The sequence below is a fragment of the Mycoplasmopsis ciconiae genome (genome assembly GCF_036350065.1).
Classification (GTDB): domain Bacteria; phylum Bacillota_I; class Bacilli_A; order Mycoplasmatales; family Metamycoplasmataceae; genus Mycoplasmopsis; species Mycoplasmopsis ciconiae.
Window position 1 is genome coordinate 1 of sequence record NZ_JAZDWZ010000003.1, and the last position, 25786, is coordinate 25786.

A 25786-nucleotide genomic window follows, 5' to 3' on the forward strand; every position below is an offset into this window, starting at 1 on the left:
TTTTTATCATTTACTTTAAAAACATGTTCACCTAATAAATGTTGTTCCCAAGCGTGAGTAAAATTGTTAAATCTAATTTTTGGCTTACTCTCTGATTCAGAAGCAGACATTTTATCCAATAATGAGGTTTTTTATTTGGTTTATATAAGTTCATTTTTGTTATCAGGTATTTTGATCTATTGAATTTCTTTTTATAAAACTAGAAAATTCAAATGTGGAATTTAATTTTCATAATTTGACCTTTTTTAAAATTTAGAAACGATATTGTGGAAAAAAACTGGAAAAATAAAACCTAATAATAATTGGTAATAGAATTAAGTCATCAATTTAAATGTAATTTAAAGAAGGTAACATGAAAAAATTCAAAAACTTAAAATCCATTTTATTATTAACATCAGTATCGGTGGCAACATTAATTACAACCGCTGCATGTTCAAATAAAAAAGAAGATGATACTCAAAAACCAACACTTGAAGATAAAAACCCTTCTTCTGGTTCACAAACAGAAACTGAATCACAAGAAACACCAAAACAACCATCTCAAGATCAACAAAACCCAACTCAAGATCAACCTAAAAATGACAATGATTTAGCTGAAGGAACAATCAAAGACGATAACTCTAAGGACACACAAGATTTAGATCCTTCAAAAGCTAGCGAGGGAAATGTTGATGTAGATTCAGGCGGTACAGCACCTAGCACTAAACCACAAGAGAGACCACATGTTTCAGGTTCTACACCTCAATTAGCACAAGACAATCCTCAAGAATATAAGCAATTAAGTGAAAAACAAAGATTTGATGTAGATTTTCAAGCTTATAAAAATGCATTTTTAGACAATTTAGTCGCTTCAGGCACATTAAGTAAAGAACCAAATTATTCAGAAAAAGCCCAAAACACAGCACAATACGACGCAAAAGCGCAAAAATTATCCCAACCTTCGCTAGAACAAGCACAATTTTTAGGTTTTAGCTATGGAAAAGAAGATCCTAAAAATGCAAATCAAACTAAGTTAATTATTAATAGTGATGCTAAACCTTCGACAAGCAGGTATTGAAATTCACAACCTGATAATTTAGGTAAAGCTAGATACATTCCTAACCAAACATATAAAAATATTGCTTTACAAACTTTTTCATTAGAAATTATTAATACATTACCAGGTTCATCAAATAAAGATGCCAAAACAAGTTTTGGAACAGCTTGAATTTTAGATTATCAACTTGATGAAAGTGGTCAATATCCAACAAAATGATATTTGGCAACAAATGTTCACGTAGCTAATGCATTTTTAAAATTAGGTGAAGATGGAAATTATAAATCTAGAGCTTATGGTGAAGAATTAGGACAAAAAAGAAAAGATTTATTAGCGCAATTAGATAAAGTTAAAAAAGATAATGATAAAGTTGCGCAAGAATATTTATCATACGAAAAACTACAAAATTTAAGAAAATTTTTAAAAGACTATGATCAAGCTGATCAGAATCACATTAATGATGAATTAGTAAAAATTGCACAAGATTTATATAAACAAACCGTTGCTCAAGTTCAAGAATTAGAAAATGAAATTGCTTACTTAGAAACTAAAGATAACACTTCAACACAAGTAACCAAATTAAAAGCCCAAAAAGCTACATTAACTAAAGAGTCTAACGATTACACAGATGTTATTAAAAATCAATTTTCTTCACAAGCTAAAATTTCAGCAAAAGTTTTTATGAAAAGTTTAATTACAAAATTAGCGGCAGAATTACCAATTAAAGATGAAGCTCAAATTGATGAAAAATTAAATGAGTTACTTGTTAAATATAATGAATTAATCAAGCAACAAAAACAAATTGAAGCAGATTTAAATAATTTTGCTGGAGTAACTTCGGCGGTAGTTTTACATAAATTTAACGAAGACTTGCCACTTAATCAAACACTAAGAACAACAATGTTTGACCCAAGAAGCGAATCATTTACCTTTAAACCAGAGCAAATTAAAACAGTTTATTTAGGTTTAGATTTTCTTAAAACTTCGCCAAAAGATTATGTGCACAGTTCATACAAATATCTTGATGCAGAAGAAATGGCCGATTTTGCTGTTTTAGAGTTTGATTTGACAAATTCACAAAACAAATATTCATACATTCAAAATAACACAACTAAAGATTTACAAAAAGAAGTGGTTGTACATGATGCACATGAGCTAGCTCAAGCTTTAACAAATAATTATGCAAAACTAGCTAAAGAAAATCAAGTACACTTTAGCGCTAAAAACTTATATGATCAATATCAAGAAGACAAAAATGCAAAACTACCAAATCAGCAAAACACCCAACCTTTACAACTACCTAAACAATCATTTAACTTATATGCTGTAGGATTCCCTTTAGCTGATTTTGATGCACAATTATCTAAAGACTTTAACAAAGACACAAATCCTTTAAGCGAACCTGAAAAAGCTTCGCTTAAATACACAACAAGTATTTGAGTTAACAAACCAACTGACATTTCTAAAGATCCAGCTGATGTAAATGGTTTAAACCATCAATACGGAAAAGGATTCACTAGAGCGCTAACATGAAGAAATTTCATAGATAAACCTGGTATAGTTGATGCTTTAATTGTTAATCCACAACTTAGTGGTGACAAACCTTTTGAGATTTTTGTTAACGATAATAATAAATCAACATCAATAGAAAATTATAAAAACTCAGTTGTACAGAACAAACCATTTAAAAATAGTTACTATATAACATACGGATTAAATTATGCACTAGGAAGTTGAGCACCTTTAGGTGGGGCTAGCGGAAGTAGCGTTAGAGATAATGACGGAAATGTTGTGGCTATAAATTATTTTGCTAACCAAGCCGCCTTAAGTAGTTTAGCATTTGCCTTTAGAAGTAACGGTATTAACTATGATGGCTTATATGGAAATTACAACATGGAAAAATACGATTTAATTTATGGTGGAGCTCCACAACAGAGAACATCATATAGACAAGCTTTACAAAGTTTATACGGAAACAAAGTAAAAACAAACCTATTTCCTAATGGAACAGACGAATCTAAAATTCCTGATCAATTCAAATTTAAGTAAATTTAATTACAAAACACATTTACATACTTGCGTAAATGTGTTTTTTCTTTTAAAAAGATATAATTTAAATACTAATAAATAATAATTTGGGAGGAAATGGATGATAAAAGAGTTAAAAAACATTAGGACAACATCGATCATTAGTTTAGTGTTTGCTAGCATATTTATAAGTATTTTGGTTATTTTTAGTATTTTTTTATTTATTGATTTAAAAGGATTAATTATTAAATTTGAACAAAATCAATTATCAGATGAACAAATAGTTGAATTTTTTAAGAATATTTTTATATCATTATGATTTTTCTTAGTAATTAGTTGAATTGCTAATTTGGTTACATCAGTTTTATTAGCTGCTAGTGCAGACAAATTCAAACATCTTACAAACCAAAAAACAGAATTAATTTTGAGTATTATCGGGATCTTTTTTGTTTTTTTAAGCTTCGCTACAGCAATTATGCTAATAACCAAAACTAAAAAAATAACCAATAACCTTAAAAATGTTCGCGATGGAGTTATTTTAGAAGAAACAGATAAAATTGTGGCTAATAACTATAAATCTCTAAAAAGTGTTAGTGTTTCTTTTGTTGTTTTATATATTATTTGAATGGTCATTTTTATCTATTTAATAGCTATAGTTATTTTTTCTTTAATAGTATATAAAGTATTTAACACAACCCAAGGCAATATTTTTGTAACAGAACATAGATTTCAAATCTATTTTATTGCGAATTTATCATTTTCTGTTTCATATATTGGCTTTTTACCAATAACTTTATGTTTAATTATTTTTAAAATAGTGTTACTTATTTTATTATTCATAAACAAAAATAAACTTAATTTAGAAGTAGAAGTGATTTTGGCTTCAATTGGAATTATTGTACCTATCTTATCATTGATAACAGCGGTTATAGCGTTATTTAAAATTAATCAAAAATACAAAAATGAAGTGCACTCTCTTCCACAATGAACACTAGAAAACGTTTAAAAAATATTCAAGTTATTCGCTTGAATATTTTTTTTATTTTTTTGCCTACAGAATCTAATAAAGAATAAAATGTGGTAATAAAATTCCACAAATTAAGGCAATACAAGAGTGTTCATAATAAATATGGAAAAAAACTGGAAACATACTATATATAAATATATAGGTATAAAATTAAGACAAATTGTTTGAGGCAAATTGAAGGGGCACAGATGTTTAAAACAAGAAAAAGAAAATTGAAAAATTTAATAATAATGAGCGCTTTAACTACTTCATTAGTTTCTTTAAATGCTTTGTCATGTCAAAAGCAAAATGATGAACTCAACACCCAAAAAGATGAAAATGTTAATGTTGAAGACAATAGTGTAAAAAAGACAAATCAATCAAATCAAAATAACCAAGACTCACTAGATACAAACAAAACACAAGAGCAAGAATCAAAAGTCAAAGAAAGCGAGAATCTTCCTCTTATTGAGGTGGAAGATTTATCTTCAATTAAAGAAGATCACAACAAAGACACCGCAAGCTTAGATCCTTCCCAAGCTAGCGAAGGAAGTTTTGAGGCTGAAGGGAAAGCTACTAACTTAGATTTTTTTGATCCTAATGAAATTAGAAGCGAATCTAAACCGAACATGGATTTAAATGAATATGCTAAGTTGGATGAAAATCAAAGATATGATGTAGATTATGAAGCTCACAAAAAAGCGTATTTAAATCGCTTTGGTGATGTTGTTTACTCAAGTGATAATAAATTTGGAGATGCTATTGTTAATGCTAATCAATACAACACACAAGCGCAAAAACTATCACAACCTTCAAAACAACAAGCACAATTTTTAGGTTTAAGTTACGGTCAGCAAGATCCTAAAAATAATAATCAAACAAAATTATTAATAAACAGTGACAACAAACCGGCCACAAACAAATATTGGGCTACAGCTCAAGGCAATAATGGTAAAGCTAGATATTTAACAAATCAAAAATATAAAAACATCGCTCTACAAACGTTTTCAATTCAATTTATAAATGCAAAACCTAATTCAAAAGATTTTCAAACACATTTTGGAACAGCTTGAATTTTAGATTATAAACTAGATGAAAATGGAAAATACCCTACAAAATGATACCTAGCCACAAACGTGCATGTAGCAAATTTATTTATTAAAAATGCTCAAGATGGTAATTACAACTCTCGCTCTATGTCTGAAGAAGAAAAAAATAACTACAATCTTATGAGCCAAAAATTATCTACTTTACAAGAGTCACAAAAACAAATTACTGACGAGTATTTACCTTATGATCAGTATCTAAAATGAAACGCTGACTTACAAAAATTTGACTCATATGATAAAAGCGAAAAATCCAGAGTTGTTTATGATTTAAATTTAATCGCTACACAAAGGCATCAAAATTTAGTTAAACAAATGCAAAGTATTGAAAATGATATTAATTATTACACAAGCACAAACAAAAATTCAACAAAAGTAACTGAATTAAAGGCACAAAAATCATCACTTTTACAAGAATTAAATCGCTTAGGTGATTTTATTAGAAGTGATTTTCAAAATGCTCAAAAAATTTATTTAAAAGAATTAATTAACGAAGCTAAAAGTAAATTAAAAATTCAAGACTTGCAAATGATTGAACAAAGACACCATTCTTTAGAAGTGCAATATACAAAAAACAGCGAAGAAATTAAGTCAATTGAAGCTAAAATGTCGCTGATGCCTTTTTATACTAATAAAGTGGTGCTTTCTAAATTCACTGAAGATACAGAAATTAATCAAACACTAAGAACAACCGAATATGATCCTCGTTCAATATCATTTATTTTTGAACCTTCCCAAGTTAAAACAGTGTATTTAGCTTTAGATTTTCTTAAAACTTCACCAAAGGATTATGTACATAGTTCATATAAATATCTTGATGCAGAAGAGATGGCGGATTTTGCTGTTTTAGAGATAGATTTAGAAAATAATTCAAACAATTATGAATACACTCAAAACAACAATATAAAAAATTTAGTTAAAAAAGTTCAAGTAAATGATGCGCAAGAGTTAGCTAGAATTTTTAGTAGCGATTATGCAAAATGATCAAAACAAGATCAAGTTTCATTTAGCAATAAAAATTTATACGATACATATGAACAAGATAAAAAACAAAAAATTAAAGTTAACAACACACAAGTAGATAAATATAAATATAACTTATATGCACTAGGATTTCCGCTTGCACAGTTTGATGGGCAACTACAAAAAGATTTTAATCCTAATTTCTCAAGTAGAGCAGTTGATGAAATTGAAGCAGATAACAGAAGTACAAGTATTTGAATTAACAAACCTTCCTATTTATCAAAAGGAGTAGAAAACGAAAAAGATTTAGATCATCTTTTAGGTAAAGGTTACAATAGAAGTTTAACCTTTAGAACTTTTAAAGATAAACCAGGAATAGTGGATGCAATTATTGCCAATCCTCAAATTAACGGAAATAAACCTTTTTCATTGTTAATTAATAGTGATAATAACAAAAGTGGTATTGAAAATTTTGACTCTAGCGTTATTCAAAATAATAAATTTACAAATAACTACTATATAACATACGGACTAAATTATGCACTAGGAAGTTGAGCACCTTTAGGCGGAGCTAGCGGAAGTAGTGTTAGAGATAATGACGGGAATGTTGTGGCTATAAACTATTTTGCTAATGATGCGGCTTTAAGCAGTTTAGCATTTGCATTTAGAAGTAACGGTATAAATTACAACGGTTTATACGGAAATTACAACATGGAAAAATACGATTTAATTTATGGAGGCGCTCCACAACAGAGAACTTCATATAGACAAGCCTTAGAAAGTTTATACGGTAAAAACTTTAAAAGTAATTTATTTCCTAATGGTGTTGGTCAAGAACAAATACCTGAAGAATTTAAATTTAATAACTAATTAGACAAGGAGCTATTATGACCAAAGCAAAAGCAAAAAAATTATTAATAGCAGCATCTATGATAGGTGGAGTGGTAGTTGGAAGCTTAAGTGTTTCAGCAATTATTATTAGTTCAACAAGCCAAGACACTACATCAGCAAAATTAATCATTAATGATTCAAACGACAAAAACATTTTGCGTTCTGAAGAAATTGTTTATAACGACAAAAACAACTCTATTTTAGATAGAAACGTTGAAGTGGTTACAAAAGAAAAAGAAGAAGATAAAATCACAACAATTAACTTTGTTTTAAAAGGCGAAATTGTTGGGGTAAAAACTTTTGCTAATTTACAAACAACTGAAGATATTGTTTTAAGCGATTATTTACCAACAGGTTTTAAATTAGCTAAAGAAGAAAATAAAATTGTTTTAAACGAAGTTAATAATGTAGAAGTTATTCAAGAAGATGTTAAATTTACAACAGTTTTTGATTTTGTTTATAACAACACAACAATTAAAGAAATTACTATTCAAACAATTAATGATGAAGCTATTGATGTTCAAAAAATCTTACCTGCAGAATTACAAGCTGAATATAGAATTAAATTTGAAGAGGGATTTAACTTACAAATAGGAGCAACAAACAAAATTCCTCTCGAAAAAATAACTAAAAAATTTGTTACTAAAATTATTTATAAAACAGCACAAAAAACTCTTTTAGAAAAAGATTTTACAACTTATGACGATCAAAAAGTAAATTGAGAGAGTGCAATTCCTCAAGGTTATGAATTAGCTAATAAAGAACAAGAAGTTGTGATTAACAAAAACCAAACTAATGAAATTCTTTTAGTTGAAATTAAAAAAGAAGAAGTTGAAGAAGAAATAAAAGAAGAAGTAGTGGTCCCTAAAGTCGAAGAAGTTGTTATGGTCGAAACTACTCTTAAATTCCGTAATTTCGGTAAATTCTTTGAGGAAATAAAAATTTCAACACCACAAGATTCAACAATTAATGCGGCTCAATATTTACCACAAGGATATTCATTTGTAAAACAAAACACCGACAAATCAGGTGGAATTATTATTGTTGATGTTAAAAAAGAAACTAAAGAATATACAACAACATTACGTTTTATAAATAATGGCCAAGTTGTACATACAAAAAGTAATATAAAAACTTATGGAGACAACCCAATTCAAGTTAATTTATATTTACCTGAAGGTTATGAACTAGTTAATAAAAATCAAACTGCTGTATTAGGACAAATTAACGACATTCCAGTTAATTTAATTGAGAAAAAAGCAGTGGAAGAAAACCCTAAAGAAGAAACAACTCCTGCTGTTGTTATAAAACCAAAAGAAGTTGTTGAAGAAGAAATAAAAGTAGTTACTCCTCCATCAACTACAGTTACAGAAGATACTAAACCTCAAGCACCAAAAGAAGAAAAAAATCCAATTGAGATTGATAAATCTTTCGAAGTTCTTAAAGAAACAGAAGCAATCAGAAAAAAAGAAGGTAACTTCAACACAACTTTAGATAATCAACCAGATATAGATGTGAAATTAGAACCAACCAAACCAACTAGCTCAGCTGACAAAGAAGAAATTATCAGAAAAGCTCAAGAATCTGTTCAAAGAATAAAAAGAATTGCAGATAAATATTCAAAAGCTTCAAGTTTAACAGACGCAGATTGAAAAGAAATTCACGACGCATTAGGAGTGACAAGTCAGTGAGAAGATAATTTCAACTGATTTAAAAATAATTTATACGATTTAAGTCCAGGTAGAGATAACTTTACACACTTTAAACTCTCACTTGATTGAGTAAATAGAGAATTTCAACAATATAAAAACAAAGGAATGATACCTGTTTTAAACTGACAAGGTGGTGGTATTATTTATGCATTTGATTATGTTAATGAAAAAGATAATCCTGTATTAAATAGTTATATTAAATTAAACGAATCTAGAACATTTGGAAGCAGCAATAAATATCCACATCGTGATCCTTCATCAGTTGCAAATGGAGACTATCCAGGATGAAGTAAAACAGCTGTAACAAACGAGTATTCACAATTTGGTGCTAGTGTAAATGACGGAGTAGAAATTTTCAAATATACAATTAATCCAGATAATAACACCCCAGGAAACAGAGAACCAAAAGTTATAGCTGTGTTAGATGCTACAAACAAAAACGGATACGCTAAATTCCTTGATATTCTTAAAAAAGCTGATCAAGCAGGAAAAAGAATTGATGGTATAGTAATTAAAAGAATTGGTGAATTAAATGAATCACAAAGTTTCAGAGATACTTTAAAAGACATGCCTGAATCAATTAAAAAAGTTTCATTATTCTTTACTGGTAAAGACACAAGTTCAGTTTATGCTTTAAAAGATAAAAAAATTGATGAAGTTGAGATTTTTACAAGTGGTTCATTTACAAAAACATATGATAAATACTGAGGAATTGATCCTATTTCATTTAAAAATACTAAAGTTATTAGTTTTGATTGAAACGCTCACCAAGATTACGGAACAAATGTTAACGTAAGTCAATCAATCGTATTCAATACTTTAAGATTCCAATCAAGCAGTATAAGTGAAATTAACGAAGGTCTATATATGACTTTTGTCTCAAGACGTGGAGAAAGAATTTTCCAAGGTATTATGCCTGGAAGTTATCCTACAATTTTAGATTTTTCTAAAACTTCATTACAATCAATGAAAGGGCTTGATTTACACGGATACGCATTTTATGAAGTTGTATTCAACTTAACATCAAACACATTTACAGTTGATTTAACAACATTATCACAGCAAAATTGAAAAAATCTTTTAGTTAAAGGACCAAAACGTCCTGAAATTAACTTTACAGGAAAACAAATTCAAAACTTACACTTAAAAGGTTCGACAATTTCAAACAATTACGGTCAAGATCTATATGGATTAATGGAAGGTTTAAGAAACTACAGTCTAAATGTTTATGTAGATTCAGAAGCTATGAAAAACGCAATTTTAAGCACTAGCGCTTGAAGAAGTTTCGGTTCAAACAAAAGAATTTTTGTTGGTAATCCACCAGTAAACTCTAATGGTGCTTCATCATCATTTAACGCTGGAGGTTTCGATGACTAATTCACACGCTTCAGTTAAAACAAAAAAGAACAACTCATCTTTTTTAAGTGAATTTAAATTTGAAGTAAAAAAATATTTTGTTTTTAATGTTAAAAATATTCTCTTATGGATTAATTATTTATTTATATTCGCCTTAAGTGCAGCTTATTTATTCTTAGTGCCAAGATTCTTTAACGAAAAAGGAATATCGTTTAACACGCTTTTTGATTTTAGTTCTTATCAAAATCAAGGTTACAACTTTGTTTCTTTATATTCGTATTTCTTTATGTTCTTAATAATGCTAATAACATTAACTAAAAACGCAAATAATATTAAAAAGAATTTCTTTAATTCGCTTTATTATCTGCCTTGATATGTATTATATTTATCACTTTCTATAGCCACACTAGTAATTTTAGATTATGGTAGTGATTCTGATTTAATGTTATTGTTTTACAAAAATTTAATAATTATTCCATTATTGCTTTTAAACTTCAGTTTTGAGTGATTCTTAACTATTAAAAAATATAAAGCAAGCCCAATTAACTCCAAAGAACAAAACTTTTATTATGTATCAATATTTTTTAGATTTGTTATTATTGCTCTTTATTTAACTTTATTCTACTTATTTATAAGCGGTAACAACAACAAAATTTTAAGTGTAGATACTTTATTTGTCGAAAATCAATTTATTAATTTTTGAAAAGCCAATTTATTAACTAATCATTTTGTTAATGTTATTTATTTAACATTGGCCATTAGTGCAATGGTTTTTGTTGTAATTCTCTCAAGAATTAACTGAGTTTTAACAACTAATAAAAAAGAAAAAATTAAAAACTTTTTTAGCACTCAAACATATGTTTTATTAAGTGTTTTTGTTGCTGCACTAATTTGATTTGCTTACAATTTAATTACATTAGACTTTAATGATTTTATTATCATTAAACCAAAATTAGATTTTTATCCTTTTGTGTTTTATTTATTGCTAAATATCATAATTGTTTCTATTGTTACTTTTTTAAGCTACTCTTCAAAACTCAAAAGTTTCTCAGTAAATATCATTAGTTTTATTAATCTATTGGCGATTTTGGTAATTTTTAGCTTATCAATTATTTTAAGAAGTTTTGATATTGATCGTTTAAATGATACTGTTATTGTTTTTATTAATGCTTTAGCGATTTTACTTTTATTTATCAATTCAATTATCAAAACCAAAAACAAAAACTTGTTCACATATATTATTTACACAATTTTATTTATATCAATCTACTTCATTTTAATTTTCCAAATTTTTGAAGTTTATTTACTTAATCACAATAACAATCAACTCTCAAGTATTCCAAGTCCATACAAAATTGTTGATTTTTGAATAATTTGATCAATTTTAGTTCTTTTTGTTTATTTATTCGCCCAAGCTGCAATTTGATCATATAGCGGATATGTAATATACAAACATAATAAAAAAAATAGAAAGTTAGGAGTAAAAAATGTTTAATAACTCAAAGACCAAAAAAATAAGAGACAAAAACAAAAGCGATTATCAAAAATATCAAGAAATGGTTTTTAAAGATTATTACACTCTTAAAAATTCTGATTCTTTTATTAGTTTTGACCAAATTAAAAATCAACTTTTGATCATTAATCACATAAGTGAAGATGATTTGGTAACCGTACAACTTTTTGATGAAGCTCAAAAGCATTTTCTAAAACATGAACAACTTATTTACAGAGATTTTGTTTTAGGTTGAACTAGAAATCCACGTTTTAGCTTAACACAATTAATTCCAAGTATTAGTGATTTTGAAAGTTCTAATGTTTTAAGTTTTAATATCAACACAAGCAAAGACAAAAGAACAGATTTTATCATTAGTCAATATAATGATTTAATTACAAGATTACTAAAAGAAAATAACCCAATTGAAATTCTTAAAGACGTTATTTTATATTTTGATTCTAACACCAAAAAAATAAAAGTATTTTTCGCGCCAGGTTTAATTAAAGATGAATTTGAAAAACTTGACTTCTAAAATCGAAAGTCTTGAAAAAATTTCAAAAATATTAGAATCAAAGAAAAATATAACTTTAATTAACATATTAAAGTTATCTAAACAAGTTGGAAAATATTTTGATAGAGCTCAGCAATCTAAAGATTTTATTGATTTTATTAACTCTAAATATGAAATCAACAATAATTTATTAATTCCCCAAAGTTCTATTTTAAAGCCGAATAAGAAAAATAAAGAAGCGCTAAATTATCAATATCCTTGTATTTATGTTTATGTTTCTGAAAAACAGGAAAATAACTTAAATTTATATAGTAAATTCGAAAAACAACTAGATAATATCGTTAATTTTAAAAGAGATTATTTTATTGCTATAGGAGAGAGCGCTTTAAAATATACTCAACAAAAAAACGCTAATGTCATTTTTTCATATAAGGAAAATGATGTTGAATATTTAAGTGATTTCTTACCTAAACTTATTGATAAATTTATCAATAGTAATGGTTTTCATAATGTTAAATTTATTATTAACTCTTCTAAAACTAAAGACAAGATTCTTAATGTTTTACCCATAGATAAAATTAATTTTGAATTAAGTCACAAAAATAACATCTTGAATGAGAAATTTGATATTAAAAACTTAAAAATTTATCCAGATATTGAAGAATTTGCCAAAAGCGAAGTGACAAACTATTTAAATTATATGATTTTAAGTTTACTAGTCGAAAGTGCGCTAATTAGAGAAAAATATATCTTAGTAGATCAAAATCAAAAAATTAATGATCTAGATAAAAAAATAGCATTAAAAACACGTATGTATTTAAGAGCAAAAAGAGAATTAGAAGTTGAAGAAATTTCAATTTTAACCAAGAAAAAAGATTTATTACACACAAATGAGGTAAGTGATGATCAAAATTAAATTTGTTTCTTCAGATTATTCTAAAACTTACATTGAAGCACTTAATTTACAATTAAACGTACACAACAAAGATCGATGAGAAAAACTTAAAACTAACTCTATCGCCAGCTTTGAAACTTGTTTTTTTAGAATTGAAACTTCTAAAAATAACTATCAATACTACATTTTAAACAACGTCTTTATGATTTATGTTAATAACACAATTACAATAAATTTTAAAAACAAACTAACACTTTACACACAAACTAACAATTCTAGCCAAATTAAAGATTACACAAATATCATTAAAGCACTTAAAGAAGAATTAAGATACTACAACTCATTAAATAACTTAAATATTTCAGAAGTTGAAGAAACTAAAATTAATTCTTTAAAACAAAAAATTAATAAATACGAAATTTTAAATAACTTCTCACTAATCAAAAACACAAAGGAGACTAATAATGAAAATTAGAAAAAATAGATGACTAATTTTATCTGCATCATTAGTTCCTTTAAGCGCTTTTAGTTTTGTTATAAGTGCTAACGAAACTGAAACAACCACTAATAATAACCAAAACCCTGATAATAACGACGCTTCAGACGAAGAAACTAAAACAATTTCGCCAGATTTTGATACTTTCAAAGAAAAAGCGGCTGAAAAAATTAAAATCAGGCTCGAGACTTTATTAGTTGAAATTAAAAAAACTTTAAACCAGCAAGTTTTAAGTTTAAACGAAACTATCGATAAAATCGCTGAAGCTGATTTTAAACCTACTTTAGCTAAACTTATTTATTATCAAAAGTTTATCCAGTATTTTGATAAAAATAAAGATAAAATTGTCAATGACTTTAGTGATTCAGCTCTAAACCCTACATTTTTAAATGTTTTAAGTAGTGTTAAAAACTACTATAAAGCTGACATAACACTTTTGGATGAAGATTATAATCCAATTATTTTTTCTAAAGATAACCCTCAACAAAATTATGATCAAATAGTAAAAAAATATAACGGACAAATTAATGATGTAACACCAAAAACTTCAGAAAATGTTGTTACTTTAGAGGAATTAGAAAAAACAATTAATGATTATTATGACGCTTATAATACAGAATTAGAGAAAATATTAACTAATAAAGATGATTTACCTAAATTAGAAGAAATTAAATTTTCTAATAACGAAGAAGATAAACAATATTTAGATCTTAAGGTACCAGAAAATTACGCTAATTGAGATGAATATTTTAAAGAAAAATTACAGTTAAGAAACACAATTTTTGATATTGAACAAAATAAAAACTATACTCAAGAAAAACAACCTCCAACACCTACACCAGCAGAGGATCCTTCGAAAAATCCTCCTATAGTTGTGGATGATTCGCAAATTGATAAACAACTTAACAAAATAATTCAAGAAAATATTTCAAGACTGCCAGCTTATATCGATGTTAATGCTTTTAATATTTCGCCAATTAACTTAATTAATGAATTCAAGCAAGATCCTATTGAATTCAATAAAAAAGGCTATTTAGTTTTTGAAAATTCAATTTTAAGCCGTTTTGACTATCAATTAGTTAATTTAGAAAATGTTGAAGGGCATTTAGTGGCAACAGCCAAAATTTATGATCGTCTAAGCAAAAGTTTTTCAGCTGAATACAAAGTTAATGTTATAAAAAGAAGAGATGAAAGTGTTCAAATTAAATACAACATCTACAATAAAATACTTTCAAATTTATTTAAAAACTTTTATGAAGCGCTTGGTATTGGGGATATGATGCTCTTTAGCTCATTATCAAACAAAGACATTAGCCTAAGTGTATATAGAATGATATATGTAGCTGTACAACTTATTAATAAAGAAGAGTACAAAAATCAATTAAAACAAATTATCGCCAACGATACAAGCGTGCTAAATAACTTAGTAAATCAAAAAATTAATTCAGATTTTGAATCATTAAAAACTAATGATTTAACTTCTGATTTAGTTAGTCAATTAAGTTTACTTGTTAATAAATCTTTAAGTAATTCATTAATTAATGGAAATACCTTTTTTAACTTTCTAGCAGTTGAATATGACAAAGTATTTCGCGATCAGTTTATTCAATATATTCGTGTAAATAAAGAAAAAATTCTTGATCAATTTAGACTTTTAAGACTAGATCCTCAAAAATTAGAAAACGCTGTTCAAACTACAAGAAAAGATATTTCATACTTAAGAGGAATAACAAGTGAAAACAATTATTCTGATTCGCATATTGAAAATATTTTTAGTAAATACAAAACTATTCAGTCTCAAATTTACAATTTAGGAGTAGTTTCTACAACAACATACAAAAACTTCAGTGAAGATGCGCAAATACAAGAAAAATATAAAACCGCTTACAATAATTTAATAGTAGAGAATAAATTTGTGATTACAGCAAATAAAATTCTTTTAATTATTTTAGGTTCTATTATTTTACTTTTCTCACTGATTTTAAGTGCTATAAGTGCTTTAATGTATAAATTTAAGCGTTCAAAAATTATACAAAAAACAAATTCTAAAATTTGATTCTCCTTAGCAATAAGTGGTGTTTCATTTGTGATTGGTATAATCATTTTAGTTTTAGGATTAATTTAAAAGAAAGGCAAATATGAAAAATACAAATATTAAAATAAGTGCTGTTTTTGACTATGTTATAGAGATAGAGGGAGAATTTGATTACGAAAATAATCAACTTTTTTGCTTAGAAAATGATCCTAATACTAAAGTAATGGTAATTAGTGCTACAAAAAATAAAGCCTATTGTTTAGGAGATAAAACAGCAGACGAATACAAAGTAGGTCAAAAAGTTAAACCAATTGAGCAATCAACAACAATTACTACATCAAGCAAATTATTCGGAAGTGTTATTGACATATTCTCAAATGTTTTATATTCTAAAAATACTAACACAAGCGAATATGTTTATCCTAATACAAGTAGCGCCTTTAATAAACCAAACCAATTAATGGATTATTTACCACTTAATGAACAACTTAATACAGGTTATAAAGTTATTGATTTATTAATACCTATTGGTAGAGGACAAAGAGAATTAATTATTGGTGATAGAAAAACAGGAAAAAGTTTTATCGCTTTAAATACAATAATTAATCAAAGAAACGAAAATGTTAAAAACATTTATGTAATGATAGGTCAACAACAAAATCAAGTAGCTTCAGTGTATGAAATGTTAGATAAATATTCAGCATTAAATAACACAATTATTATTTATGCACCTGCAGACAAGCCATATCAGCAATATTTAGCTCCATACATTGGTATGGCTCACGCTGAAAATATAGCTCATGAAGAAGATGTTTTAATTGTATTTGATGATTTAACTACACACGCAAACATTTACAGAGAGATGGCGCTTTTAACAAACAAACCAGTAGGTAAAGAAGCCTTTCCAGGTGATATGTTCTTTGCTCACAGTAGATTATTAGAAAGAAGCGGTAAATTCGTAAACAAAAAAAGTATTACAGCCTTACCAATAGTTCAAACAGTAGATAACGACATCACAAGCTTAATAGCAAGTAACTTAATTAGTATTACTGATGGGCAAATTGTTACTAACTCTAACATCTTCGCATCTAATAAATTACCTGCTATTGATGTTGATTTATCAGTTTCACGTATTGGTGGAAGCGTACAAAAACCACATATAGCCAAAAGTGCTAGTGAAATTAAAAAAATATATACTTCATACAAAAGACAAATGAAACTTAGTTCCCTTAAATATGACTTAAACGATAAAACTGGAAGTTTAATTTTAAGAGGACAATTAATTGAGCGTTTATTTAATCAAAAAGGTGTAAGTTTATATTCTGAAAAAAATACATTTTTATTTTCAAAAATGATTTCATGAGGATTATTAGAACACATTAATGAAGTTGATTTAGCACTTAAATTCTTAAATGTTCTTATTAAAGAAAACCAAATAGCTTCAAGTGTTTTTGAACAAATCTTAAGCAACACAATTAAAGATGAAGAATTAGCTAAAGACTTTTTTGCCTTTAGTTTAGACCAATTTGCTAAAGCCAAAAATTTAAAATGAAAACTTAAATTTAACCATGATTTTGTTAAATTTGAAACAGAAGAATTTAAAAATATAGTACAACTAACAGGAGAGTAAAATGAGTGCAAAAATATCTAAATTATGAAATGATGTTATCGAAGTAGAATTTAAAAATGAAAATGCCGCTAGCGTTGATTACATTTTGACTACAGAAGATAAATTAGCAACATTTATTGTTAAAAAAATTATTAATGACTCTAAAGTTTATGCTGTTGTTATTGATTCTTCTAGAAATTTAAAATTAAATGAAGCTTTAGTAAATACTAACCAAAAATTCCAAGTAGCTGTTGGTGAAAGTGCTAAAAACAACATTTTTGACGTTAAAGGTAATAGTTTATTAAATAAAAATGATGATTTAAAATATGTAGAAATTAACTCAACAATTAAAAACAATGACAACTATCAAGTTCAAAACGAAATTTTAGAAACAGGAATAAAAGCGATAGACTTTTTCATTCCTATTTTAAAAGGTTCTAAAATTGGAGTTTTTGGAGGGGCTGGAGTTGGTAAAACTGTTTTAATGAAAGAGATTATCTTCAACCTTTCAAAAAATCAAAACAAAACTTCTTCAATTTTTATTGGTAGTGGAGAGCGTAGCCGTGAAGGGGTTGAATTATATAATGATTTAAAATTCTCTAATTTAATGAAAAACTCTTCAATGTATGTTTCAAAAATGAACGAAGCAGCCGGAGCGCGTATGACAATTGTGCCTGCTGGTATTACTGCTGCTGAGTACTTAAGAGATACCCAAAAAGAAAATGTTTTATTATTCATTGATAATATTTTCCGTTTCTTACAAGCTGGTAGTGAGGTTAGTGCCTCTTTAGATAAAAAACCATCTTTAGGTGGATATCAATCAACACTTAATACAGAAATATCAGCTGTTGAAAATCGTTTATTTAGTAATCAAAACGGTTCAATAACATCATTCCAAACCGTTTTCTTACCTATGGATGATTTAAGTGATCCTTCTGCTGTTGCAATTTTTAACCACCTTAATGGTAGTTTAGTTTTAAGTAGGGATGTAGCAGCACAAAACATTTTCCCTGCTTTTGATGCGTTAAATAGCTCAAGCAGCAGTGTTGATCCAAAAATTATTGGTCAACAACACTATGAAGCGATTTTAGAAACAAAACGTGTTTTACAAAAATATAAAGAATTAGAAGATGTTATTTTAATCTTAGGTTTTGATGAATTAGATGAAGAATCAAAAAGAGTTGTTAAAATAGCCTTACAATTACAAAACTTCTTTAGTCAATATTTCTTTATGACAGAACACTTTACACACGAAAAAGGAGTTTTTGTCCCTAGAGAAAAAACAATTGAAAGCGTAAGTAGAATTTTAAATGGTGAATTTTTAGAAATTCCCGCTGAAAAATTTGCTTATATTCAAAGTGTTGACGACTTAAACAAAACAAAAACTCAACAATAATTAAAACCCAACTAAAGCTAGTTGGGTTTTTAAATTCACTATTATCCTGACACCAACAATTGAGCCTAAAACAAAAGCACGCTAATTAAGCGCGCTTTTTGTTATTGTTGATTATCTTCTTTTTTCTTTTTGGCAGCTATTAGTCATCATATTAATGCTGAAGCTGGAATTATTAATAGTAATAGTAGTAATCAATAAAGATTGTCTTTAGTTTGTAATTTAGGAGTGTAAGTTTTTAAAATACTTTGAATAATTTTTGGTAAGTCTTGAGAATTAGCTACATTAGTGTAGTTATTTAATTCTTCTTGAGTTACTTGTGTTTTATTAATCATTTCAAAAATTTGGTTCTCAAGTATAATTTGTTTTATTTTTTGGTTTTGTTGTGAATTATCTTTGTTTGCTGCTTGAATAAATCCATCTTTATTCACTGATTTAAGTGATTCACTCATATTGACAAATGTAACGATTTGACTTGTGTTTTGTTTAATTTTATTAAGTAAGTTTTGATTAATTTGATCAAAAGTATTTTCTAAGTTAAGTTGATTTTTAACTTCACTTAAATTATTAACAAGTTCTTTAATTTGATTAATGTACTGGTTATATTTGTTTTTGTCTTCAGAATTTTGGTAATCTAATTCTTGATATTTTTGGAATAAATCATTTAAATTATTTAGTTGTTCAATAGCTAAAAGAGAATCTTTTGCACTTTGAGTAAAAGTTTGATCGTCTTTAATTTGAGCAATTAAATCTTGAGTTTTATCTTTAAGTATTTGATCGTATTTATTAATTAAAGACTTTAGGTTTTGCAATATTTGTTCTTTAAGAGAATCATCTTCATTTACAGGTTTTTGTGCTGAAGATTCATCTATAAAATTATTGATTATGTTTTCAGCTTCAGTTATTGCGTTATTAAAATCATTAGTAAAATCTATTTGTTCAATTTGATTTTGAGCTTGATTTTTAAGATCTAAATCAGCTTGATCATTGTTGTTAATAACATCTTTAAAGTATGATTTTAAATTATTTTTTAATTCTTGTTCTAAGTTATTAACTTCAGCTTTATTTCAGTTATTATTTTCTTTTTCAACAAAGGTATAATTACCAAAATCATCTTTGTTTATAGGTGTATTTGTAATTAATTTATTAGCTAATTCAATACCGTCACTAATGTTTTTGATTTGAATATCGCTTGCTGGATATTTGTTTAAATCATACGCTTGTAAAATGTCTTTAGTAGTTTTTAAATCTCCCATAGCAGCATTTAAAGAATCAATTTCTTCAATTACTTGCGCTGAAGTTTTAAAAGTGTTATTTTGATATTTAGAATCTAAAAGTTTAGGGTTATTAACGGATTTTTTTAATTCATCTTTAGCGTAAGAAATTTGATCTTTATTTAAATTTGGATAATCTGAATCTATTTTGTTTGTTAATTGTTGCTTAAGAGTGTTTTCTACTTGCGCTTTTTCAAAATTACTTTGAGCTTGTTTTAGTGATGTAGAAGATTTGATTAAGTCACTAAAGTTTGATATTTCAATATTTGAAAGATACTCTAAATTAGCTACTGCTAAGCTTCAGTTTTGTTTTTGTTCGTTTAATTGTTCAATTTCTTGATTATTTAAATGTGCGTAGTTTAATTTATCAATAGCCTCTTGAATTTGTTCTTGTGTTGCTGGGAATGTGTTTATAACATTTTTGGCAAACTCTAAAGCCTCATCAACTTTTGGAGTTTTGTTTTCAAGTTGTAAAACTTCGTTGTATTTATTAAACAATTCATTTTTGTTTTTCAAATCTTGTAGTTGTTCAAAAGTTTTTATATATTCTAAATACATATGTCAACTTGAATCTTGAACTAAAGTTTTAGCTTCATTTAATTTTGGAATAATTTCGGAAGCTAAATCTGTTTTTTGCTCAAGTGATTGCACTAAAATACTTAAATTGTTTTTGGTTTTAGTCATTAAATTTTGTGCAGAAGTGTTGATACTTTCTAAATCATTAATTGAGTTTGAAACTTTATAAACATCTTCTTGAGAGTGTTGTAAATTATTTTGGTAGTAATTTAAGATTTGTTCAGCAGTAAAAGTTAATTGATTTAAGTTAGTTTTTAACTTTAACGCTTCAGTTTGTGTATCTGGGTTTAAAAGATCGTTTCACTCTTGTGATTGATCATAAATTTCTTTTAAATGCGCTAAATCAATTTTAAAATTAATTAAATCAATATTGTCATTAATTTCTTCGATACTGTTAGAAGAGTTGATTTGATTTTTAATTATTTCTTTTGTGTTTAAGTCAATTTCATTAGTTTGATTTAACAAATTTAACGCATATTCTTTAGCTACTTCAATTAACTTATCATATATATTATTAATTTGTTCAATATCAGAAGCTTGTTCAAAGTTATTTTGTTGTTTGAAATTATCTTTGTTAGGTATTTTTGACAAGTTAATTAAATTATCTAAATTATCTTTAGCTAAGTTAGTTGCCTCATTTAAGTTTTGTTCGATTTCAACAAAATTTGAATAGTATTCTTTAGCAATATATTGATTTTTTTGGTTTTGATCAAGTGTTTTAGAAGTTACTATTAAAGCATTTGCATTTTGTTTAGCGATATTTAAGGCTTTGTTTTCAATATTGGCTAAATCTTGCGCTAATGATTTGGCACTATTTAAAGCTAATATTTCTTTGGCTAATATCTCTTTATTTTCTTCATTTAAAAGTGTTGGATTAACATTGTTAATTTCATTTAATAAAGTTATTTTAGCTAAATTAATATTTGCACTTAAGTCCGCACTTAAGTTTGCAATTAATTCTTCGACATTGTTTTGTAATGTTGTAAATTGCTCTTTATTTACAAAATTTGTGTTAGAAATAGTTTCTATTTGTAAATTAAAATCATTTAATCTATTTTTATATACAAGCAACTCTTGCTCGATATATTTAGCAAAATCAGCATTTTCAAATTGACTTAAGTTAAATGCATAATCACGTGCTACATTTAAGTATTCACCAATTTTATTATCTAACATTATTGCTAAATCTTTGACACCATTAGCAGCAGACTGAGAATCTTGTGTTAAGGCCACTAATTTAATAGATTCTTTTTGAGTTAGATAAATGATGTTAGATAAATCAACATCATAACTAAAGTTATTAATTTCTGCTCAAGTTTGGAATAAATTGTTTCTTACTGTGTTAACGTAGTTTTTGTCAGTGTTAGTAGCTGTGTTAAGTAAGTTTTGAGCATCATTTAAAGCATCTTCAAATCTGGTTTTTAAATCTTCGTTAGCTAATTTATAAGAATTAGTTTTTCTAAATTCAACTGGATTAATATCATTTACTGTATTTTTTAATTCAACATAAGCATTATTTAAATCTTTGGTTGATTGTAAAATTGAAGCTAAAGCGCTTGAATTATCAACAACAGATAAATTGATATTTGCATTAGTTTTAATTGACTCATCAATGATTGAGAGCTGATTAATTTCATCAATTGCATTTAATTTTTTAAGGATTAATTCAACAGAGGCTGTTCTGGCTGCTACTGTTTTTCACTCATTTAAAAGATTGTTTTTCAATTGAGCATTATTTAAAGCATCAATACGCACTTTAGCTTGTTTCATTAGTGCGTTTAAACTTGTAGCCAATTCAACAAATCTGCTTTCAGCGTCTTCTGAAATAATTTTTTCTTTATATTGACCTAATTGTGTTTGGTTTAAATAACCTAAATCGACAATCTCTTGGTATTTGGCCTTTTTGAAATTATTATTTGTAATTGCTTCATTTAAAGCGTTGTTAACAGCTTCTTTAGTTGTTGCGCTGTTAATTTGGTTTTTAAATGCATCTTTTTTATTTTGTCTTAAAAATTCTTGTTGATTTAAAGTGTTTATAGCTTGTTTTTTAAGATTATGTAATTCAATTTGATAATTTAAGTTATTTAAATCAGCTTCTAAAGTGCTTTTTAAGTTTTCAAATTGATAATTATTATGCGGAAGTGTTATTTTTATATCGTTTTTAGCGGTATTTATTGCATTAGTTAAGGAACTAAAAGCAGGGCTTAAGCTTGTAGCTTCAGTAATTTTTGTTTTTATTTGTTCAATAATATTATTAATAGTTTTGAGATTAACATCTCCATTAAGTTCATTAAATTTGTTTTTTATGTCGTTGTTTAAGCTTGATACGTTATTTTTTAGATTATTAATATCACTAATACTACTTAATGTTGCATTAGGATTATTTGTGTGTGTTGTTAAGTTTTTAAGAGAATTATCAAAATTTGTTTTAGGTTGAATTGAACTGTAGGCATATTTATTAAGTTCATCTTTGGTTGTTGTTTGTGTTAAATTGTTATTTTTGATATTTGTGTATTTTGTAACATTTTCAGAAGCTTGAACTAATGTGTTATTTAACTGCACACTAGCATCAATAAATTTTGCAGCTTCTTCTAAATTAGCTGAATTGATCATTAATTCAACAATTTGGTTATAGTAATGAGAATTTAAAGTTGTAGGTATTTGAGCAATTAATTTATCTAATTCCTCTTTTCCATTTAAAGCTCTTAAAGCATCATCAAAAGCTTGATTGTAACTTTTGATGTTATTTAAAGATTGTTGTGATATGTATTTATCAGCTCCAAATTCAATTAAGGAAGCGTCCTTGGTTTTATCTAAATTAGCAAAAGTTAATTCAAAGTTATCTCTTTTTTGCTTATTTGAAAATTTATAAGCTACTAGGCTGTTTATGTATTTTGAGTTTGTTGAATATTCTTCAAATGTTATTTTTGTACTTATATTTTGCTTAACTTTAGGACCTAGAATTTTGTTTTGTTCAGCTAAGATTGATTGTTGGTTAATTTCAAAAATATAACCATATCATTTTTGTTTATTTGAATCGCTAAAGTGTTGAGGATTTCAATCGTTCATCAAACCACTTAAAAGTGCATCTTTTTGTTGTTGTGTTAATACATTGTTAGCTAAATTTAAAGTAGATGCACTTGGGTTTTGAACAAGAGCGTTTTGTTTTACTAAACGAAGTAAAACATCTTTATTAATTCCAGTTTGTGTAAGAGAAACGCTAACTTCGTCTTTTCATGTTTCGTTTTTGTATTTTAAATCTTGAGCGTTTTTAAATGTGTTTCCGTGATTTGGTCTTTCAAAGACTAATCCTCTTTTAGAAACATTAAAGAAAGCGCTTTGAGTTTGTCCATCTTCTAATTGCGGAAATTTTATAACAGAACTTACATATTGAGTGTTCATTTCGTAGTTTTTAATAAAACTCACCGAACCTTTATTTCAAATGAAGTTATATTTGAAATTTTTGTAATTACCATTTAAATCTACTTCAACGCCACCTCTGTAACTGTTAATAAAATTCAGACCTTTCTCTGGGTCATTTTGAAATCAAGTTAATAGTCAATCATATGTTTGCCCATCTTTATTTCAACTTGGCATATAGTCATATTGAGGTTTTAAAATCGGTTCAACATTTTGTATAGTTTGATTAGGATTTAAAGGGTTTTTAAATGAAATATTATTTATTGTGTTTTGAATATCAAGAGTAACGGGTATGTTTTCATTTATACTACTTGAGTTAAAAAATGAAGTTTTACTTCTTATGTATGAAGCTTCTCTTTGAGGGACAAAGTTAGGTTTTTCAGCGTTATCTTGTTGTTCGTAGTATTGTCACACATTTGCGTTACTACTTTCGCTTTTTGGGGCAACAAAAATAGAAGAAACGAATGAACCTTTTTGTGTGCTAGAATTATTTGTATAGTTTTGTGGTCTTCTACTTACTCTTGTTAAAAATTTAACTTTTATTGTTGGTAATATGTCAGAGTTTTCTGTATCTTTTAAAAGACCATCTTCTGTAATTGAATCTTTTTTAGCCAATCTAAGTTGCCCTGTTAAAACAGAACCGATTTGATCATAATTTATTTCTGCAAACTTAATTTTTGAGCTTTCGCTAATTAAACTAGCTGCTGTAGCTTTATTAACATCACTTGAAAATAATTTATCAGTCAATTTAGTTTTAAATGAGTTTGCGTTTTGTTGGTTAGCATCAACTTCTCAGTTATTAAAGAATGATAAATTACTTAAAACAGCAACGTTTTTAGAGTCAGAATTAGGGATTAAAGAGTCAAAGACAAAATTAGGTTTAATGTCGAAACTAGAACTTAAATCAGCATTTGAAATTATTGATGATTTAGGGTTATCTTTTAAATCGTCAAAAATTTTATCTCCTAATGGTGATTTATTTTTTGGGAAATTAGGGTTATTTTTATTACTTAAAATATAACTGATATTAGAGTTGGTTCCAATTCAAGGTAAGTAACTTTTATTAACTTCGTCATTTTCAAAGAAAATAATTTGTCCATCATACCCTTCTGTGGATCTACTTACTTGTTGTGCTCTTCAATTCCCCTTAGGTCCAAAAGGTTTAAATCCTGAACCTTGTGTACCAGCACCAACATTATCAAAAACAGGAACATTATCTTTAAAACGTTTAATAGCACCAATAATTAATGAACCAGGAACAATTTCAATGTCTTGGCTTAAAGCGATGGCAAAGTTGTAAACTTGCGGTATAAATTGAATAGGGCCACCGATTTTTGGGTTATCATAATTTGTTGAAACATTTAATTCTCTGTTAAAATCAACCATTGCAGCACTATTGAATTCAAATTCTCATTGTTGATATTGTTCATTTTCATTTTCGTTTGTAAAATTACTTCAATTTTTATTTCAAAAACCGCCCGGTGTATTTATCTGTGAATCGTTAAAAGTGTACTTGTTTTTAGTTTTGTTTGAAGGTGTATAAATTTTAAGCGAATCATCAATAAATTTATCGTTATATGAGTGTTGATAAAAAGAATTACTTACGTTTCAATTATTATCTAATTGAGAAAAAGCAAGATTTTGAAAATTATATTCTTGAAATGCATTTTCAGATGTAAATCAATTGTATTGAGAATATTGGTAATCTACACCTTTATATTTATATCAAGGTAGGTTTTGATTGTTATATTCTTCAGTAGTTTGTGTGTTGTTAGCGGGGTTAATTCAATTTGTATCAATATTTTGATCTTGATTTTCTTTTTCTGTCCCACTACTTAAGGATAAAAATGGAAGAGTCAAAAGTGATGTACCTAAAAGTATATTAAGGCTATTCCTTATTTTATTCTTTTTCATTATTCCTCTTTTCTTATTAAATAAGACTTTATGTTTTATTTGGAAATTATATATTTTTAGAATTATAAAA

12 protein-coding genes are annotated in these 25786 nt (G+C 26.9%); 11 read left to right on the forward strand and 1 reads right to left on the reverse strand.

Annotated elements, in window-relative coordinates; translation table 4 throughout:
* Positions 1 to 352: 352 nt before the first annotated feature.
* The 11 genes from mip (V2E24_RS01085) (at position 353) to V2E24_RS01135 (ending at position 18535) form a co-directional block, all read left to right on the forward strand.
* Positions 353 to 3085, forward strand: coding sequence for an Ig-specific serine endopeptidase MIP (gene mip, locus V2E24_RS01085; RefSeq protein ID WP_330500585.1), 2733 nt, complete (start codon positions 353 to 355; stop codon positions 3083 to 3085).
* Positions 3086 to 3185: 100 nt separating this feature from the next.
* Complete coding sequence (locus V2E24_RS01090; protein ID WP_330500586.1) at positions 3186 to 4070, forward strand: hypothetical protein; 885 nt, start codon at positions 3186 to 3188, stop codon at positions 4068 to 4070.
* 209 nt (positions 4071 to 4279) lie between these two features.
* On the forward strand, positions 4280 to 7009 hold the full coding sequence (mip, locus tag V2E24_RS01095) for an Ig-specific serine endopeptidase MIP (protein ID WP_330500587.1): 2730 nt from the start codon (positions 4280 to 4282) through the stop codon (positions 7007 to 7009).
* Between the two features lie 17 nt (positions 7010 to 7026).
* A complete protein-coding gene (locus tag V2E24_RS01100) occupies positions 7027 to 10119 on the forward strand; it encodes a putative immunoglobulin-blocking virulence protein (RefSeq protein WP_330500588.1) in 3093 nt (1030 codons plus the stop codon).
* Positions 10112 to 11593 (forward strand): MSC_0624 family F1-like ATPase-associated membrane protein, encoded by a 1482-nt coding sequence (locus V2E24_RS01105; RefSeq protein WP_330500589.1) that lies wholly within the window; start codon positions 10112 to 10114, stop codon positions 11591 to 11593. The genes V2E24_RS01100 and V2E24_RS01105 overlap by 8 nt, the downstream gene beginning before the upstream one ends.
* Positions 11586 to 12125 (forward strand): MSC_0623 family F1-like ATPase-associated protein, encoded by a 540-nt coding sequence (locus V2E24_RS01110; RefSeq protein WP_330500590.1) that lies wholly within the window; start codon positions 11586 to 11588, stop codon positions 12123 to 12125. The genes V2E24_RS01105 and V2E24_RS01110 overlap by 8 nt, the downstream gene beginning before the upstream one ends.
* Positions 12100 to 13020 (forward strand): MSC_0622 family F1-like ATPase gamma subunit, encoded by a 921-nt coding sequence (locus V2E24_RS01115; protein ID WP_330500591.1) that lies wholly within the window; start codon positions 12100 to 12102, stop codon positions 13018 to 13020. The genes V2E24_RS01110 and V2E24_RS01115 overlap by 26 nt, the downstream gene beginning before the upstream one ends.
* Positions 13007 to 13474, forward strand: a complete 468-nt coding sequence (locus V2E24_RS01120) for an MSC_0621 family F1-like ATPase epsilon subunit (protein WP_330500592.1) — start codon at positions 13007 to 13009, stop codon at positions 13472 to 13474. Before V2E24_RS01115 ends, V2E24_RS01120 begins: the two co-directional genes overlap by 14 nt.
* Positions 13464 to 15620 (forward strand): MSC_0620 family F1-like ATPase-associated subunit, encoded by a 2157-nt coding sequence (locus tag V2E24_RS01125; RefSeq protein WP_330500593.1) that lies wholly within the window; start codon positions 13464 to 13466, stop codon positions 15618 to 15620. Before V2E24_RS01120 ends, V2E24_RS01125 begins: the two co-directional genes overlap by 11 nt.
* A 13-nt stretch (positions 15621 to 15633) precedes the next feature.
* Positions 15634 to 17160, forward strand: coding sequence for an MSC_0619 family F1-like ATPase alpha subunit (locus V2E24_RS01130; protein WP_330500594.1), 1527 nt, complete (start codon positions 15634 to 15636; stop codon positions 17158 to 17160).
* A 1-nt stretch (position 17161) separates the two neighbouring features.
* On the forward strand, positions 17162 to 18535 hold the full coding sequence (locus V2E24_RS01135) for an MSC_0618 family F1-like ATPase beta subunit (protein WP_330500595.1): 1374 nt from the start codon (positions 17162 to 17164) through the stop codon (positions 18533 to 18535).
* Between the two features lie 101 nt (positions 18536 to 18636).
* On the opposite strand, the gene V2E24_RS01140 is transcribed toward V2E24_RS01135, so the two are convergent.
* On the reverse strand, positions 18637 to 25716 hold the full coding sequence (locus tag V2E24_RS01140; RefSeq protein WP_330500596.1) for a hypothetical protein: 7080 nt from the start codon (positions 25714 to 25716) through the stop codon (positions 18637 to 18639).
* Positions 25717 to 25786: the final 70 nt, after the last annotated feature.